The following is a 15,816-nucleotide window of genomic DNA, read 5'->3' on the forward strand; positions in this document are numbered from 1 at the left end:
AATCGGTGAGGTGGGTCGGGGTGTGGCGGTACGGGCGCCCGGCCCCTCCCCGATCTCGCGGGGAGGGGGGACAGGAGGTGGGGGAGTGGGAAACTGCGCTCGGAGGATCAGGAGTTGACGGCCGGGATGACCTGCTGCCCGTACGCGTCGATCACGGCTTCCTGCGCGTCGTGCATGTCGTACACGGCGAACTGGTCGACGCCCAGCTCGCGCAGCGCGTTCAGCTTCTCGATGTGCTTCTCGACCGGTCCGACGACGCAGAACCGGTCGACGATCCCGTCCGGCACGAACTGCGTGTCCGGGTTTCCGCTGCGCCCGTGGTGGGCGTAGTCGTAGCCCTGGCGGGCCTTGATGTAGTCGGTGAGTTCGTCGGGTACGGCGGCGGAGTGCTCGCCGTAGCGGGCGACCAGGTCGGCGACGTGGTTGCCGACCATGCCGCCGAACCACCGGCACTGTTCGCGCGCGTGGGCAAGCGCCTCGGGCGAGTCGTCGGCGGTGACGTAGGCGGGCGCGGCGACGCAGATCGTCACCTCGGACGGGTCGCGCCCGGCCGCTGCCGCAGCGTCCTTGACGGCCCCCACCATGTACTCGGTCAGATAGAGATCGGCGAGCTGGAGGATGAACCCGTCGGCCTCCTCGCCGGTCATCTTCAGCGCCCTGGGGCCGTAGGCGGCCATCCAGACGGGGAGTCGGGCGCCCGGTTTGATCCACGGGAACTTGATCACCGTGCCGCCGCCGAGGTCGGCCTCCTCTCCCCCGCCCAGCGCGCGGATGACCTTCATGGCCTCGCTGATCCTGGCGAGGGTGTTGGGTTTGCGGCCGGCGACGCGCATCGCGGAGTCGCCGCGGCCGATGCCGCAGATCGTGCGGTTGCCGAACATGTCGTTGAGGGTGGCGAAGGTGGAGGCGGTGACCTCCCAGGTGCGGGTGCCCGGGTTGGTGACCATCGGCCCGACGGTCAGCTTCTGTGTGTTGGCGAGGATCTGACTGTAGATCACGAACGGTTCCTGCCAGAGCACGGCGGAGTCGAAGGTCCAGCCGTACCGGAAGCCGTTGCGCTCGGCGCGCTTCATCAGGCTGACGACACGCGAGGCCGGCGGGTCGGTCTGCAGGACGAGTCCGAAGTCCATGAGCGGCACTCCTAGTCGAGGTACTGACAGGTGGAGCGCGGGGTGTAGACGCCGTGCCCGGCACGTCCGGTGTACTCCCGCTCGGTGATGACTGCTTCGCCGCGCGAGAGGACGGTCTCCACGCGGCCGGCGACGCGCTTGCCCTCGTACGCCGAGTAGTCGACGTTCATGTGGTGGGTCTCGGCGGAGATGACCTGTTCGGCGTGCGGGTCGTAGATGACGACGTCGGCGTCGGCGCCCGGCGCGATGGTGCCCTTCTTCGGGTACAGGCCGAACATCCGGGCCGGGGTGGCGCAGGCGATCTCGACCCAGCGGCGGCGCGAGATGTGTCCGTCGACGACCGCCTGGTGGAGCAGGTCCATACGGTTCTCGACGCCCGGCATTCCGTTGGGGATCCTGGAGAAGTCGCCGAGGCCGAGCTCCTTCTGTCCGGTGAAGCAGAAGGGGCAGTGGTCGGTGGAGACCACCTGGAGGTCGTTGGTGCGCAGGCCCTTCCACAGGGCCGCCTGGTGCTCCTTGGGGCGAAGGGGCGTACTGCACACGTACTTGGCGCCCTCGAAGCCGGGCTCGGCGAGATTGTCGGTGGACAGGAACAGGTACTGCGGGCAGGTCTCGCCGAAGACGGGCAGTCCCTCGTCGCGTGCCCGGGCCAGCTCGGCGACCGCCTCCCGGGCCGAGACGTGCACGACGTACAGGGGCGCGCCCGCGACCTGGGCGAGCCGGATGGCGCGGTGGGTGGCCTCGGCCTCCAGCAGGGCCTTGCGGACCTCGCCGTGGTACCTCGGGTCCGTCTCGCCGCGGTCCAGCGCCTGCTCGACCAGGACGTCGATCGCGATGCCGTTCTCGGCGTGCATCATGATCAATCCGCCGTTCCCGGCGGCGCGCTGCATGGCGCGCAGGATCTGTCCGTCGTCGGAGTAGAAGACCCCCGGATACGCCATGAACTGCTTGAAGGAGGTCACCCCCTCCTCCACCAGCAGGTCCATCTCCTTCAGCGTCTCCTGGTTCACATCGGAGACGATCATGTGGAAGCCGTAGTCGATCGCGCAGTTGCCCTCGGCCTTGGCGTGCCAGGCGTCCAGGCCCTCGCGCAGGGCGGAGCCGACGCTCTGGACGGCGAAGTCGACGATCGTGGTCGTGCCGCCCCAGGCGGCGGCCCGGGTGCCGGTCTCGAAGGTGTCCGAGGCGTAGGTGCCGCCGAAGGGCATCTCCATGTGGGTGTGGCCGTCGACCCCGCCCGGGATGACGTACTTGCCGGTGGCGTCGATGGTGCGTTCGGCGGTGAACGCCTCGGCGGCCGGGGTGCCGGAGGCGGCGAGGGCGGCGATGCGGCCGTCCTCGATCAGAACGTCGGCGTGGATCTCGTCGGCGGCGGTGATGACGAGGCCGCCGCGGACGACGGTACGGCTCATGCTCCCTCTCCTTCCGGTCGGACGTGCACGGTGGGTCGCGGTTCCCCGGTCAGGGCGCGGTCAGCGGCGTGTACGCGCCCGGCGCGCGGTCGCGGTAGAACTGCCAGCGGTCGCGGACCTCGCGCAGCTTGGCCAGGTCCAGGTCGCGCACGACGAGTTCGGTCTGCTTGTCGCTCGCCGGCTCGCCGACGAACTGGGCCTCGGGGTCCACGAAGTAGGAGGTGCCGTAGAAGTCGTTGTCCCCGTACTCCTCGACGCCCACCCGGTTGATCGCGCCGACGAAGTACTCGTTGGCGACGGCCGCCGCCGGCTGCTCCAGCTGCCACAGGTAGCCGGACAGGCCGCGGGAGGTGGCCGACGGGTTGAAGACGATCTCGGCGCCCGCGAGTCCGAGGGCCCGCCAGCCCTCCGGGAAGTGCCGGTCGTAGCAGATGTAGACGCCGATCTTGCCGGCCTTGGTGTCGAAGACGGGCCAGCCGCTGTTGCCGGGCCGGAAGTAGAACTTCTCCCAGAAGCCCTTGACCTGCGGGATGTGGGTCTTGCGGTACTTGCCGAGGTAGGAGCCGTCCGCGTCGATCACGGCGGCGGTGTTGTACAGGACGCCGGGCTGCTCCTCCTCGTACATCGGCAGGACGAGAACGATGCCCAGCTCCCTGGCGAGTGCCTGGAAGCGCTGGACGATCGGGCCCTCGGGGATCTGTTCGGCGTACTCGTAGAAGGCGGGGTCCTGGACCTGGCAGAAGTACGGTCCGTAGAACAGCTCCTGGAAGCACAGCACCTGGGCGCCCTGCGCGGCCGCGTCGCGGGCCGCCTGTTCGTGGACCTGGATCATGGATTCCTTGTCGCCGGTCCACGCGGTCTGGAAGAGGGCGGCACGGATCACCTTGCTCATCGGGACCTCCACTCGCTCGGTGTGCGGCGAGCGTAGAAAGCCGGCGGGCCCGCTTTGAGGTGCACCGTGTCACGTCTGCGGGGGTCCGGCGTGCCACCGTGTCACTCCGGCTATGCCCCATGTTCCACCGCCGTTTTCCCAGCTGTCGCCAAGTCTCACTGCTGTTGCGCGTCGTGCGCGAGGAGCGCGATGTGCACGGAGGCGGCCTGTTCGAAGTCGTCGAGGTCCACCCCGAGGCGCGCCTGTATGGCCTCCAGGCGGCGGTAGAGCGCGGGCCGGGAGACGTGGTGGAGCTGGGCGGTGCGGGACTTGTTGCGGCCGGTGGCGAGGTAGGTGCGCAGCACGGACAGCAGGTCGTCACCGGCCCGGCACAGCAGGCCGTCCAGCTCCCGTTCGGCGAAGGACTGCACGTGCGGGTCGTCGCGCAGCAGCCGGATCAGGCCGCGCAGGTGCACGTCCTTCAGGCGTACGACGGCCGGGAGGTCGAGGGCTGCGGCGGAGTCGGCCACGGCGTCGGCGACGTGCCGGGCCTCGCGCAGCCCGGCGGGCACCTCGTCCCACAGGGGGCGGGCGTCCGCGGCGGCGACGACCGCGCGGGCGGCGCCCGACCCGTCGCGCAGCCGGGCAGCGAAGTGCCCGGTGAGGGCGTCGGCGTCCTGGTCGCGGGCGAGGCTGAGCAGGACGGCGGTGGTGCCCTCGGCGAGTGCGGCGACGAGTCCGGGAAGGCCCAGCAGGCGGAGCAGCCGGTCGAGTTCGGCGGGCTCGCCGCCGGGTACGGCCAGCGGTACGAAGGTGCGCCGGTTGACCGGCAGTCCGGCGGCCCGTGCCCGGGGCAGCAGCTGCCGGGCCGGTACGACCCCGCTGACGAGGTCGGTCAGCAGGCTCTGCGCGGACTGCTCCTCCCAGGAGCATCCCGCGTTGTCGCCGAGCATGCGGTGCAGCACGAGAGCTTCGGCGGCGCGGTCGGCCAGCAGCCGTCCGGTGGCGGTATCGCCGCGGTACCCGCACAGCACGATGCGGCCCCAGCGCTCGCCGCGCCCGCCCAGTTCGGCGCGGATCCAGCCGTCGCCCTGGCCGGCGCCGGCCTGCCGGGCGATGCGCTCCCAGTCGCGCAGCACGTCGTCCACCGCCGGCCGCTCCCCCGCCGTGGCCAGGACCCGGTGGGCGAGGTTGGCGACGACGACCGGGCAGGCGCTGTGCTGGGCGATCTGGTCGAGCAGCGCCTGCAGCGGGGCGCCCGCGGTGATCAGCGCGGTCAGGGCGGTGCGTACGGCCTCCGACAGGCTGACCGAGGCGAACTTCCGCCGCACCAGCCGGGACTGGACCTCCTCGGTCAGCTCGGCGAACGGGAAGGGGCGGTGCAGGACCACCAGGGGCAGTCCGCACCGCTCGGCGGCCCGGCGCATCACGTCCGGCGGTGTGGGGAAGGCCCGGCCGAGGCCCAGGACGACGGCCGCGGCCTCCGCGCGGTGCAGGGAGCGGATGTACTCGGCCTGTTTCTCCTCGTCCCCGGCGAGCAGCACGCCGGTGGTGAGGACCATCTCGCCGCCGCTGAGCATCACGCCGACGTCGGCGGCCTCGGCCACGTGCACCCAGCGCACGGGCCGGTCGAGGTGGCCGGCGCCGGCCACCACCTCGGGCTCCCCGGCGAGCACCCGCTCCAGGGTGAGCACCTGGCGGACCGACAGGGCGGGTTCCGGCGACGAGTTCCAGGAGGTGGGGGGACTGTCCGAGGCGATGGTCATGGCCATGGTCCCTTGCTCGGCTCGGCTCGGTTCCGGTGCGGGGCTTCTCAGCAGGCGCTGCGCAGGGCGTGTTCCAGGATCGCGGCGCCCTCCTCGGCCTCCGCGACGGTCAGGGACAGCGGCGGGGCGATGCGCAGGGCACTGGTGTTGTGGCCGCCGCCCTTGCCGATGAGCAGGCCGCCCTCGCGGGCCGCCTCCAGCACGGCGGCGGCCGCCCGCGGGTCGGCCTCGTCGGTGCCGGGCTTGGCCAGTTCGACGCCGATCATCAGTCCGCGTCCGCGTACCTCCCGTACGCCGGGCAGCTGGGCGGCCACGGTCCGCAGCCGCTCGATGAGCAGCCCGCCGACGCGCCGGGCGTTGCCCTGCAGATCGTGTTCGAGGAGGTAGGTGAGGTTGGCGAGGCCCGCGGCCATGGTGACCTGGGTGCCGCCGAAGGTGGAGATGCTGTTGGCGTCCAGGCAGTTCATGATCTCGGCGCGGGCGACGACCCCGCCGATGGCCATGCCGTTGCCGATGCCCTTGGCGAAGGTGACGATGTCCGGCGGCCCGCTGCGTCCGTGCGCCTGCCAGCCCCAGAAGTGGTCGCCGGTGCGGCCCCAGCCGGTCTGCACCTCGTCGGCGATCCACAGGATGCCGTGCTCCTTCAGTACGTCCCGGAAGGCGGCGTACAGACCGTCGGGCGGGGAGGTGAACCCGCCGACGCCCTGGATGGGTTCGGCGATCAGTGCGGCGGGCGGGCGGGTGTGGCCGAGGAGGTCCCTCAGGTCCTCCACACAGGCCGCGGTGAACTCCGCGTCGCCCAGGTGGGCGAACGGGCCGCGGGTGCGTACGCCGCCGTGCACGTACAGGGTCTGCAGCGGGGACAGGGAGGTCGGGGACCAGCCGCGGTTGCCGGTGATGCCGATCGCGCTGAAGGAGCGGCCGTGGTAGCTGTTGCGCATGGCCAGGACGGTGTTGCTGCGCCGATAGGTCGTGGCGAGCAGCAGCGCGGTGTCGTTGGCCTCGGTGCCGGAGGTGGTGAAGAAGACGCGGGCGTCCGGGATGCCGCTCAACTGGGCGATGCGTTCGGCGAGTTCGACCATCGACCGGTTGAGGTAGAGCGTGGAGGAGTGGATGATCCGCCCGGCCTGCTCGCTCACCGCCTTGGTGACCTCGGGCAGGGCGTGGGCGGTCATGGTGGTCAGGATCCCGCCGAAGAAGTCGAGGTAGCGCTTGCCGGCGGCGTCCCAGACGTGGCGGCCCTCGCCGTGGGTGATCTCGATCGGGTCCTCGTAGTAGAGCGCGAGCCAGTCGGGCGCGACGGCCCGGTGGCGGTCGTACAGGTCGTTCACGGGTGCACCAGCCCTTCGTAGGCGTCGGGGCGGCGGTCGCGGTAGAAGGCCCACTGCTGCCGCACCTCTTCGATGAGGTCGAAGTCGAGGTCGCGGACGAGGAGTTCCTCCTTGGAGTCGCCGGCGACGTCCCCGACGAACTGTCCGCGCGGGTCGACGAAGTAGCTCGTTCCGTAGAAGTCGTTGTCGCCGTACTCCTCCTGGCCGACGCGGTTGATCACGGCGACGAAGTACTCGTTGGCGACGGCGGCGGCCGGCTGTTCCAGTTGCCACAGGTGGGCGGACAGGCCGCGGTGGGTGGCGGAGGGGTTGTAGACCAGTTGGGCGCCGTTCAGGCCGAGCTGGCGCCAGCCCTCCGGGAAGTGGCGGTCGTAGCAGATGTAGACGCCGACCTTGCCGACGGCAGTGTCGAAGACGGGCCAGCCGAGGTTGCCGGGCCGGAAGTAGAACTTCTCCCAGAAGCCCTTGACCTGCGGGATGTGGTGCTTGCGGTACTTGCCGAGGTAGGAGCCGTCGGCGTCGATCACGGCGGCGGTGTTGTAGTAGAAGCCCGACTGCTCGACCTCGAAGACGGGGACGACGATCACCATGCCGGTCTCGCGGGCGAGCTCCCGCATACGGCGCACCGTGGGCCCGTCCGGCACGGGCTCGGCCCAGCGGTAGTGCTCCGCGTCCTGCACCTGGCAGAAGTACGGCGCGTTGAAGACTTCCTGGAACCCGATGATCCGGGCGCCCTGACGGGCCGCCTCGCGGGCGTGCTCCTCATGCTTGGCGATCATGGACGCGGTGTCGCCGGTCCAGGTGGCCTGGACCAGGGCCGCACGGACGACGTTGGCCATGAGCTGCTCCTTCGACGTACGTCAGAGCCAGAGCCTCTACGCCCGTAGAACAGGCCTAGAGGGACGAACGTAAGCCTTTCGGACGACCTTGCCAAGACCATCGCCGCCAACCCGCGAAGTCGATCACGTTTCACACCCCAGCGGACGAGCGCCCCTCGGCCTCACACCTCGGCCGGCGTACACCGTCCCGCCAGCTCGTCCAGCGACAGACCGAGAGCGCGGGCCAGGGCGGCGACCGTGAAGAAGGCCGGGGTCGGGGCCCGTCCGGTCTCGATCTTGCGCAGGGTCTCCGCCGAGATGCCCGCGCTCGCCGCGATCTCCGCCATGCTGCGGCCGCCGCGCGCCTCGCGCAGCAACCGCCCGAGCCGCTCACCTCGCTCGCGCTCTTCCGGAGTCAGGGGAGTGCGCACCATGCCGTCATTCTACCGCGCTCACCGTTATTCAAATACCGGTATAGTAATTGGCATGGTGGAGCTGAAGACAGACACATCGATCGACGCCATGTACGAGGCCGGCCAAGTGGTGGCGCGGGCCCTCACCGCCGCACGCGAGGCCGCCGACGTGGGAGTCTCCCTCCTGGAACTGGACGAGCGGGCACGCGACGTGCTGCGCGAGGCGGGCGCCGCCTCGCCGTTCCTCGGCTACCGGCCCTCCTTCGCCCCGACCCCGTTCCCGGCGGTCCTGTGCGCCTCGGTCAACGACGCGATCGTGCACGGCATCCCCACCGGGTACCGGCTGCGCGACGGCGACCTTCTCTCCCTGGACTTCGGCGCCGAGCTCGGCGGCTGGGTCGGCGACTCGGCGATCAGCTTCGTCGTCGGCCGGCCGCACCCCGCGGACCTGGAGCTGATCGAGACCGCCGAGCGCGCGCTGGCCGCCGGCATCGAGGCGGCCGTGGCCGGCAACCGCGTCGGCGACATCGCCCACGCCGTCGGTTCGGTGTGCCGCGCGGCGGGCTACGGCATCCCGGACGGCTTCGGCGGCCACGGCGTGGGCCGCCGCATGCACGAGGACCCGGCCGTCCCCAACGAGGGCCGCCCCGGCCGCGGCCTCCCCCTGCGCCCCGGCATGGTCCTCGCCATCGAGCCCATGCTGATCGCCGGCGGCACGGACGGCTACTACGCGGCCCCGGACGGCTGGACCCTCAGAACGAACGACGGCACCCGCGCAGCCCACGTGGAGCACACGGTAGCGATCACAGAAACAGGCCCGAGGATTCTGACGCAACGGTAAGACGTCTCGCCCAAGGGGCACGGGGAACCGCGCGACCAGCCCCGACGGACCCGCACCCGCACGACGGAAACAAGCCCCGAGCTCACAGGCGCCCGACGTGCCCGAAGAAACCGACCGTGTCATCGTTGCATGAGCGCAGCTCACCCGGATACCCGGCGAGAGCCACTCGTCAGCGGAGGAACGGAAAGCGATGACCAGCGGCTACGTCGGCCCAGAGGGCGAACACGACCCCTTCGGCGAATTCTTCGCCCGGTTCTTCGGCGGACCACGCCAAGGTCCCCGGCACGTGGACATCGGCCGGATGCTGAGCCAGCCCGCCCGGGAACTCGTCAAGGGCGCGGCCCAGTATGCCGCCGACCACGGCAGCCGGGACCTGGACACGGAGCACCTGCTGCGTGCGGCGCTCGCCACGGAACCCACCCGCAGTCTGCTCAGCCGGGCCGGCGCGGACCCGGACTCGATCGCCACGCAGATCGACGAGCGGTCCGGGCCCGTCCAGCACCCGTCGAGCGAGGCACCGCCGCCACCCACGGCCCTCTCCCTCACACCGGCCGTCAAGCGCGCCTTCCTCGACGCGCACGACATGGCGCGGGCGAGCGGGGCGGGGTACATCGGCCCCGAGCACGTGCTCAGCGCGCTCGCCTCGAACCCCGACTCCGCGGCCGGGCACATCCTGAACGCGGCCCGGTTCGCGGCACGCGGTCTGCCGCCCGAGACGCCGGACGCCACCGCGGCGCCGGGAGCGGAGCGGCAGCGGGCCACCGGGACGCCGACCCTGGACAAGTACGGGCGCGATCTGACCGACCTGGCCCGGCAGGGGCGTATCGACCCCGTGATCGGGCGGGAGGAGGAGATCGAGCAGACCATCGAGGTGCTGTCCCGGCGCGGCAAGAACAACCCGGTGCTCATCGGCGACGCGGGGGTCGGCAAGACGGCCATCGTCGAAGGGCTCGCGCAGCGGATCGCCGACGGGGACGTGCCCGACATCCTGATCGGCCGCCGGGTGGTGGCCCTGGACCTGACGGGCGTGGTGGCGGGCACCCGCTACCGGGGCGACTTCGAGGAGCGCCTGAACAACATCGTCACCGAGATCCGCACCCACTCCGACCAGCTGATCGTCTTCATCGACGAGCTGCACACCGTGGTCGGCGCCGGCGCGGGCGGCGAGGGCGGCGCGATGGACGCGGGCAACATCCTCAAGCCCGCGCTCGCCCGCGGCGAGCTGCACATCGTCGGCGCGACCACGCTGGAGGAGTACCGGCGGATCGAGAAGGACGCGGCGCTGGCCCGCCGGTTCCAGCCGATCCTGGTGCCCGAGCCGTCCGTCTCGGACGCCCTGGAGATCCTGCGCGGGCTGCGCGACCGCTACGAGGCCCACCACCAGGTCCGCTACACCGACGAGGCGCTGGTGGCCGCCGTGGAGATGTCCGACCGGTATCTGACCGACCGGCGACTGCCGGACAAGGCGATCGACCTGATCGACCAGGCCGGCGCCAGGGTGAAGCTGCGGGCCCGCACCAAGGGCACCGACGTACGGACCTTGGAGCGCCAGATCGAGCAGCTCACCCTGGACAAGGACCAGGCGGTCGCGGACGAGCAGTACGAGCAGGCCACCCAGTTGCGCGACCGGATCACCGAGCTGAAGCAGAAGATCACGCAGGCCACCGGGGACGGGGAGGCCGACGAGGGGCAGCACCTGGAGGTCACCGCGGAGGCCATCGCCGAGGTGGTGTCCCGGCTGACCGGCATCCCGGTCAGCAGCCTCACCCAGGAGGAGAAGGAGCGGCTGCTCGGCCTGGAGGAGCATCTGCACCAGCGGGTCGTCGGGCAGGAGGAGGCCGTGAGCGTGGTCTCCGAGGCGGTGCTGCGCTCCCGCGCGGGGCTCGCGAGCCCGGACCGGCCGATCGGCAGCTTCCTGTTCCTCGGCCCGACCGGCGTCGGCAAGACCGAGCTGGCCCGGGCGCTGGCCGAAGCCCTGTTCGGCAGCGAGGACCGGATGGTCCGCCTGGACATGAGCGAGTACCAGGAGCGGCACACCGTGAGCCGGCTGGTGGGCGCCCCGCCCGGGTACGTCGGTCACGAGGAGGCCGGGCAGCTCACCGAGGTGGTGCGCCGGCACCCGTACTCCCTCCTCCTGCTCGACGAGGTCGAGAAGGCGCACCCGGACGTCTTCAACATCCTGCTGCAGGTGCTCGACGACGGGCGGCTCACCGACTCCCAGGGCCGTACGGTGGACTTCACCAACACGGTCATCGTGATGACCAGCAACCTCGGCTCGGAGGCGATCACCCGGCGCGGTGCCGGGATCGGGTTCGGCGCGGGTGGCGCGGAGGCGGACGAGGAGGCGCGGCGCGAGCAGATCCTGCGTCCGCTGCGGGAGCACTTCCGGCCGGAGTTCCTCAACCGGATCGACGAGATCGTCGTCTTCCGCCAGCTCACCGGCGAGCAGCTGCGGCAGATCACCGATCTGCTGCTGGAGAAGACCCGCCGGCTGCTGCACGCGCAGGGCGTCGCCGTCGAGTTCACCGACGCGGCCGTCGACTGGCTCGCCCAGCGCGGCTACCAGCCCGAGTACGGCGCCCGCCCGCTGCGCCGCACCATCCAGCGGGATGTCGACAACCAGTTGTCCCGCCTGCTGCTGGACGGCCGGATCCGCGAGGGCAGCCGGGTCACGGTGGGCGTGGCGGACGGCCGGCTCACGTTCGACACCCAGGGCCGGGAACCCGCACCGGCGCCCACCGAGTGAACGGAGCAGGGGCCCGCCTCCACCTGACGGGAGGCGGGCCCCGCCGTATCACCGGCCCGTGTCACCGGCCAGTGCGGTCCTACGGCGCCGGGCGCACCACCATCGCCGAGCCGCCACCCCGGCGGACCGTCTCCGCGGCGGCCCGCCACCTGCCGTCCGGCAGGCGCTGGACGCCGGTGGCGGCGCCGATCTCGGGGTTGAGTTTGAAGGAGTGGCCGATCGCCTCCAGCTGCTTCCTCAACGGGCTGTCGTAGAGCCCGGGTTCGAGCTCAGTCTGGGCGGCGTTGCGCTGGCTGGCACGCGGCGCGGCGATCGCGTCGACCAGCGGCAGGTGCCGGTCCAGGAATCCGGTCAGGGTCTGCAGCACGGTGGTGATGATGGTCGCGCCACCGGGCGATCCGAGCGCCACCACCGGCCGGTTGTGCCGGTCGAGCACGATCGTCGGCGAGATCGACGAACGCGGCCGCTTGCCCGGGCCGGGCAGGTTCGGGTCGTGCACGGCCGGGTCGGCCGGGGCGAAGGAGAAGTCCGTGAGCTCGTTGTTCAGCAGGAAGCCGCGGCCGGGCACGGTGATGCCGCTGCCGCCGGTCTGCTCGATGGTGAGGGTGTAGGCGACGACGTTGCCCCACCGGTCGGCGACCGTCAGATGCGTGGTGTTCTCACCCTCGTACGTCGTCGGCGCCGCCGTGCCGCCACGGGCGCAGGCCGCGGGATGGCGCGGGTCGCCGGGTGCGAGCGGGCTGGTGAGGACCGCGTTGTCCTTGATCAGGCAGGCGCGCGAGTCGGCGAACTTCTGCGACAGCAGTTCCTTGGTGGGTACGTCCTCGAAGGCGGGGTCGCCGACCCAGCGGCCGCGGTCGGCGAAGGCGATGCGGCTCGCCTCGATGAAGTGGTGCAGGTACTGTGTCTCGCTCGCCTTCGAAAGGTCCGTCCGCTCAAGGATGTTGAGCGCCTCGCCGACGGTCGTGCCGCCGGAGGAGGAGGGCGCGATCGAGTACACGTTCAGGCCGCGGTAGGAGGCCCTGGTCGGCGCCTGGAGTTTGGCGCGGTAGGCGGCGAGGTCCTTGGCGGACAGCTTGCCCGGGCGGGCGTTCCAGCCCGAAGCAGGGTCGACGGGCGGGTGGTTGACCGTGTTGACGATGTCCTTGCCGAGGTCGCCGTGGTAGATCGCGCCGACGCCCTCGCGGGCCAGCTCCCGGTAGGTGCGGGCGAGGTCGGGGTTCTTGAACGTCGAGCCCACGACGGGGAGTTGCCCGTTCGGCAGGAACAGCTTGGCGGTGGCGGGGAAGGAGCGGAAGCGGGTCTCGTTGGCGGCGGTCTGCGAGCGGAAGGTGTCGTCGACGGTGAAGCCGTCGCGGGCCAGGCGCTCGGCCGGCTCCAGGACCGTACCGAGGCGTCTGGTGCCCCACCGGTCCAGGGCCGTCTGCCAGGTGGCGGGCGTGCCGGGTGTGCCGACGCCCAGGCCGCTGCTGACGGCGGCGTCGAAGGGGAGCGGCTTGCCGTTCTCCAGGAACAGCTTCGAGTCGGCGGTCAGCGGGGCGGTCTCGCGGCCGTCGATGGTGTGCACGGTGCGGGTGCGTGCGTCGTAGTAGACGAAGTAGCCGCCTCCGCCGATGCCGGCGGAGTAGGGCTCGGTGACACCGAGGGCGGCGGCGGTGGCGACGGCCGCGTCGACGGCGTTGCCGCCCTTCTTCAGCACCTCGATGCCGGCGGCGGTGGCGTCCGTGTCGACGCTGGCCACGGCGCCGCCGTGGCCGACGGCCACGGGGACCTTCTGGGCCGGCCCGGGCTTGGCGTGGGGCCGCGCGGCGGGCGGGGCGGCCGCGCCCACCGTCACCACGACGGCCGAGACCGCCAGGACCGTCAGTTTCCGTGCGACAGGGCGACGCATCCGCACCTCCATGCTGGTTGTGCCCGGTTGCCTGACCGTCCGCGCAGCTTATGTCATTGCCATGATCCCGTCAGGACGGCAGGGCCAATCGGGTGTCGAACACCGGTGCGTTCAGAGGCGCTAGCATGCCCGGCCATGAACGACGACGTGCGCAACATCGTCCTGGGAGTGGTGGCGGCGGGTGTCAGCGCCGCGCTCGGGTGGCTGGCCCGCACCTGTCTGTGGCGGCGCAGGTTGCGGCGCAAGCAGGCCTTCTTCGGGCTGCCCGACAACTCCGAGTCGCTGCTGGTGGTCAACCGCGACGCGGGCGGCCCGGATCTCACGGTGATGCGCCATGACGTCTTCGCCCTGCTGGAGCTGTCCGCGCTCGTCAAGGACTGCAACGCGGGCGTCCAGGTCGTCGCGCACGACGCGGCCCAGCAGGGGTTCGGCGAGCGCACCGAGTTCTGCGTCGGCGGGCCGGCCTCCAACCGCCGCATGGCCGCGCACCTTTCGTCCCTGCTGCCCGGGGTGCGGGTGAACGTCGACGCCGAACCCGGCCCGGACCGGGGCGCGTTCCGGATCGGCAGCGAGCACTACCGGCTCGAGGCGGGCCGCAGCGAGTACGTCCTGCTCGCCCGGCTCACCGCCGGGGAGCGCCGCTCCAGGGCCCGGCCGGTGTTCCTGTTCTGCGGGCAGCGCGCGATCGACAACCAGGCCGCGACCCGCTATCTCGCCCGCAACCACGAGCGGCTGGCCCGGAAGTACGGGGGCGGTTCCTTCATACTGCTGCTGAAGGTGGTCAACTCCCAGGCGTACGGCCCGGATGTGGTCGAACTCGTCGCGGACGTGACCCGCGCGGCCCGGGCGCCCCTGCCGGAGCCCGAGATCAACGCTTCAACAAGCTTTACTGGTACGTAACTTACCGGCGGGTTACTTCCAGTGAAGTGCTGCGGTTACCGTCGGGTCACTTTCCCACTGACAGTGTGAGGAGTGCCCGTGGGACTCAACCGCAAGGCCCTGCGTACGACCGCCGTAGGTGCCGTGTCGGCCACTGTGATCGCCGGCAGCGCCCTCGGCGTCGCCCCCACCGCGCAGGCGGCCTCGACCGGCATCCGCTTCGTCGACATCACCGGCGACGACGGCACCGTTCTGAAGGCCAACGTCGTCACCCCGGCGAACGCCGACGGCTCGCGCGGCTATCCGCTCATCGTGCTCCCCACCAGTTGGGGCTTCCCCCAGGTCGAGTACCTCGTCCCGGCCCGCAGGCTCGCCGACTCCGGCTATGTGGTCGTCTCCTACAACGTACGGGGCTTCTGGCAGTCCGGCGGGCAGATAGAGATCGCCGGCCCGCACGACTGGGCGGACGCCTCCAAGGTGATCGACTGGGCCCTCGCCAACACCCCGGCCGATCCCGACCGCATCGGCATGGCCGGCGTCTCCTACGGCGCGGGCATCAGCGTACTGACCGCCGAGCACGACAAGCGGGTCAAGGCGGTGGCCGCGCTCAGCGGCTGGGGGGACCTGACCGGCTCGATCTACTCCGGCCGCACCCAGCACCTCCAGGCGGGAGCCCTGCTCCACGGCGCCGCGACCCTCACCGGACGCGAGAGTCCCGAGACCCGGCAGGTGTTCGACGACTTCTTCGCCTCCAACCTCGCCAGGGAGCAGGAGTTGCTCGACTGGGGAAAGAAACGTTCACCCACGACCTACGTCGACGAACTCAACAAGAACGGCACGGCGGTGTTCCTCGCCAACGGCTGGGGCGACACCATCTTCTCGCCCGACCAGAGCGCCGACTTCTACGAGAGGCTGACGGGCCCCAAGAGACTGGAGTTCCGCCCCGGGGACCACGCCACCCCGGAAGTGACCGGCCTGTTCGGGCTGCCCAACGACGTGTGGGCCAACACCCGGCGTTGGTTCGACCGCTACCTCCAGGGCCAGGACAACGGCATCGACCGCGAGCAGCCGGTGCAGCTCAAGTCCCGTTCCCAAGGCGGCTACGAGGGCTATCCGGACTGGAAGTCGGTGGGTGCGGACCAGAGGAAGTTCGACCTCGCGGGCTCGACCACGATCCGCGCCAATGTCGACTCCGGCGCGAACGGCGGGATCCTCTTCCTGTCCAGCGTCCTCGACCAGGTGGCCCGGATCCCCCCGATGGCGTACGTCCCGCTGCTCCCCCGGCGCTGGGCCGCGGTGTGGCAGTCGGGCAGGCACGCGACCGCCCAGCAGGTGCGCGGCACCGCGACGTTGCACACGACGCTCACCCCGACCAAGGAGAGCGGCACCTTCGTCGCCTACCTCTACGACGTCGGCCCGCTCGGCGTCGGCAAGCTGGTCACCCATGCGCCGTACACCTGGCACGGCCGCACGCCCGGCGCGCCGTTCACCGTGGACCTGCCGCTGTACGCCACCGCCTACGACGTCCCGGCCGGGCACCGGCTCGCCCTCGTCGTCGACACGGTCGACCCGCTCTACATCGAGCACAACCCGTCCGGCGCGCAGCTGACCTTCTCCTCGCCGGCGGACGATCCGTCCCATGTGTCCGTCCCGCTGCGCGAGCAGTGATCTCCGGCTGCCGCCGGCCGGGTATGGCTCCGTGAACTGCTGCCCCCTGC

At 71.3% G+C, this 15,816-nt stretch carries 12 protein-coding genes; 4 read left to right on the forward strand and 8 right to left on the reverse strand.

All coding sequences use genetic code 11. The features are described 5' to 3' along the window. Nucleotides 1-107: 107 nt before the first annotated feature. The 7 genes from ACX25U_RS06875 to ACX25U_RS06905 all read right to left on the reverse strand — a co-directional run bounded on the left by ACX25U_RS06875 (nucleotide 108) and on the right by ACX25U_RS06905 (nucleotide 7,762). Nucleotides 108-1,130: a TIGR03842 family LLM class F420-dependent oxidoreductase gene (locus tag ACX25U_RS06875; protein WP_454389635.1), complete on the reverse strand. Its 1,023-nt coding sequence runs from the start codon at nucleotides 1,128-1,130 to the stop codon at nucleotides 108-110. 11 nt (nucleotides 1,131-1,141) lie between these two features. Beyond that, on the reverse strand, nucleotides 1,142-2,542 hold the full coding sequence (gene hydA, locus ACX25U_RS06880; protein WP_454389636.1) for a dihydropyrimidinase: 1,401 nt from the start codon (nucleotides 2,540-2,542) through the stop codon (nucleotides 1,142-1,144). 49 nt (nucleotides 2,543-2,591) lie between these two features. Continuing rightward, complete coding sequence (locus ACX25U_RS06885; RefSeq protein WP_454389637.1) at nucleotides 2,592-3,434, reverse strand: nitrilase-related carbon-nitrogen hydrolase; 843 nt, start codon at nucleotides 3,432-3,434, stop codon at nucleotides 2,592-2,594. Between the two features lie 155 nt (nucleotides 3,435-3,589). Next, nucleotides 3,590-5,179, reverse strand: a complete 1,590-nt coding sequence (locus ACX25U_RS06890; protein ID WP_454389638.1) for a PucR family transcriptional regulator — start codon at nucleotides 5,177-5,179, stop codon at nucleotides 3,590-3,592. A 47-nt stretch (nucleotides 5,180-5,226) separates the two neighbouring features. After that, the gene (locus ACX25U_RS06895) at nucleotides 5,227-6,510 is read right to left on the reverse strand and encodes an aspartate aminotransferase family protein (protein ID WP_454389639.1); all 1,284 of its coding nucleotides are present in this window, start codon (nucleotides 6,508-6,510) and stop codon (nucleotides 5,227-5,229) included. Further along, the gene (locus tag ACX25U_RS06900) at nucleotides 6,507-7,349 is read right to left on the reverse strand and encodes a nitrilase-related carbon-nitrogen hydrolase (RefSeq protein ID WP_454389640.1); all 843 of its coding nucleotides are present in this window, start codon (nucleotides 7,347-7,349) and stop codon (nucleotides 6,507-6,509) included. Before ACX25U_RS06900 ends, ACX25U_RS06895 begins: the two co-directional genes overlap by 4 nt. Nucleotides 7,350-7,510: 161 nt before the next feature. Beyond that, the gene (locus tag ACX25U_RS06905) at nucleotides 7,511-7,762 is read right to left on the reverse strand and encodes a helix-turn-helix domain-containing protein (protein ID WP_454389641.1); all 252 of its coding nucleotides are present in this window, start codon (nucleotides 7,760-7,762) and stop codon (nucleotides 7,511-7,513) included. 52 nt (nucleotides 7,763-7,814) lie between these two features. Here ACX25U_RS06905 and map point away from each other — a divergent pair, with 52 nt between their 5' ends. Both map and ACX25U_RS06915 read left to right on the forward strand, forming a co-directional pair. Beyond that, nucleotides 7,815-8,582: a type I methionyl aminopeptidase gene (gene map / locus ACX25U_RS06910; protein ID WP_454389642.1), complete on the forward strand. Its 768-nt coding sequence runs from the start codon at nucleotides 7,815-7,817 to the stop codon at nucleotides 8,580-8,582. A 190-nt stretch (nucleotides 8,583-8,772) separates the two neighbouring features. Beyond that, complete coding sequence (locus ACX25U_RS06915) at nucleotides 8,773-11,328, forward strand: ATP-dependent Clp protease ATP-binding subunit (protein ID WP_454389643.1); 2,556 nt, start codon at nucleotides 8,773-8,775, stop codon at nucleotides 11,326-11,328. A gap of 79 nt (nucleotides 11,329-11,407) precedes the next feature. Here ACX25U_RS06915 and ggt read toward each other — a convergent pair whose 3' ends face one another. Continuing rightward, on the reverse strand, nucleotides 11,408-13,219 hold the full coding sequence (gene ggt, locus ACX25U_RS06920; protein WP_454389644.1) for a gamma-glutamyltransferase: 1,812 nt from the start codon (nucleotides 13,217-13,219) through the stop codon (nucleotides 11,408-11,410). A gap of 135 nt (nucleotides 13,220-13,354) precedes the next feature. Between ggt and ACX25U_RS06925 the strand changes: the two genes are divergently transcribed. Together ACX25U_RS06925 and ACX25U_RS06930 are read left to right on the forward strand one after the other, a co-directional pair. Next, entirely contained in the window at nucleotides 13,355-14,119 is a 765-nt protein-coding gene (locus ACX25U_RS06925; RefSeq protein WP_454389645.1) for a hypothetical protein, read from the forward strand. A gap of 78 nt (nucleotides 14,120-14,197) precedes the next feature. After that, nucleotides 14,198-15,766: an alpha/beta fold hydrolase gene (locus tag ACX25U_RS06930; protein ID WP_454389646.1), complete on the forward strand. Its 1,569-nt coding sequence runs from the start codon at nucleotides 14,198-14,200 to the stop codon at nucleotides 15,764-15,766. Nucleotides 15,767-15,816: the final 50 nt, after the last annotated feature.

The sequence above is a fragment of the Streptomyces sp. JNUCC 63 genome (assembly GCF_054366325.1).

Coding starts and splice junctions, on each gene's coding strand:
- ACX25U_RS06890 (WP_454389638.1), bottom strand. CDS start 5,179: ATGACCATCGCCTCGGACAGTCCCCCCACCTCCTGGAACTCGTCGCCG.
- ACX25U_RS06875 (WP_454389635.1), bottom strand. CDS start 1,130: ATGGACTTCGGACTCGTCCTGCAGACCGACCCGCCGGCCTCGCGTGTC.
- ACX25U_RS06925 (WP_454389645.1), top strand. CDS start 13,355: ATGAACGACGACGTGCGCAACATCGTCCTGGGAGTGGTGGCGGCGGGT.
- hydA (WP_454389636.1), bottom strand. CDS start 2,542: ATGAGCCGTACCGTCGTCCGCGGCGGCCTCGTCATCACCGCCGCCGAC.
- map (WP_454389642.1), top strand. CDS start 7,815: ATGGTGGAGCTGAAGACAGACACATCGATCGACGCCATGTACGAGGCC.
- ggt (WP_454389644.1), bottom strand. CDS start 13,219: ATGCGTCGCCCTGTCGCACGGAAACTGACGGTCCTGGCGGTCTCGGCC.
- ACX25U_RS06900 (WP_454389640.1), bottom strand. CDS start 7,349: ATGGCCAACGTCGTCCGTGCGGCCCTGGTCCAGGCCACCTGGACCGGC.
- ACX25U_RS06905 (WP_454389641.1), bottom strand. CDS start 7,762: ATGGTGCGCACTCCCCTGACTCCGGAAGAGCGCGAGCGAGGTGAGCGG.
- ACX25U_RS06915 (WP_454389643.1), top strand. CDS start 8,773: ATGACCAGCGGCTACGTCGGCCCAGAGGGCGAACACGACCCCTTCGGC.
- ACX25U_RS06885 (WP_454389637.1), bottom strand. CDS start 3,434: ATGAGCAAGGTGATCCGTGCCGCCCTCTTCCAGACCGCGTGGACCGGC.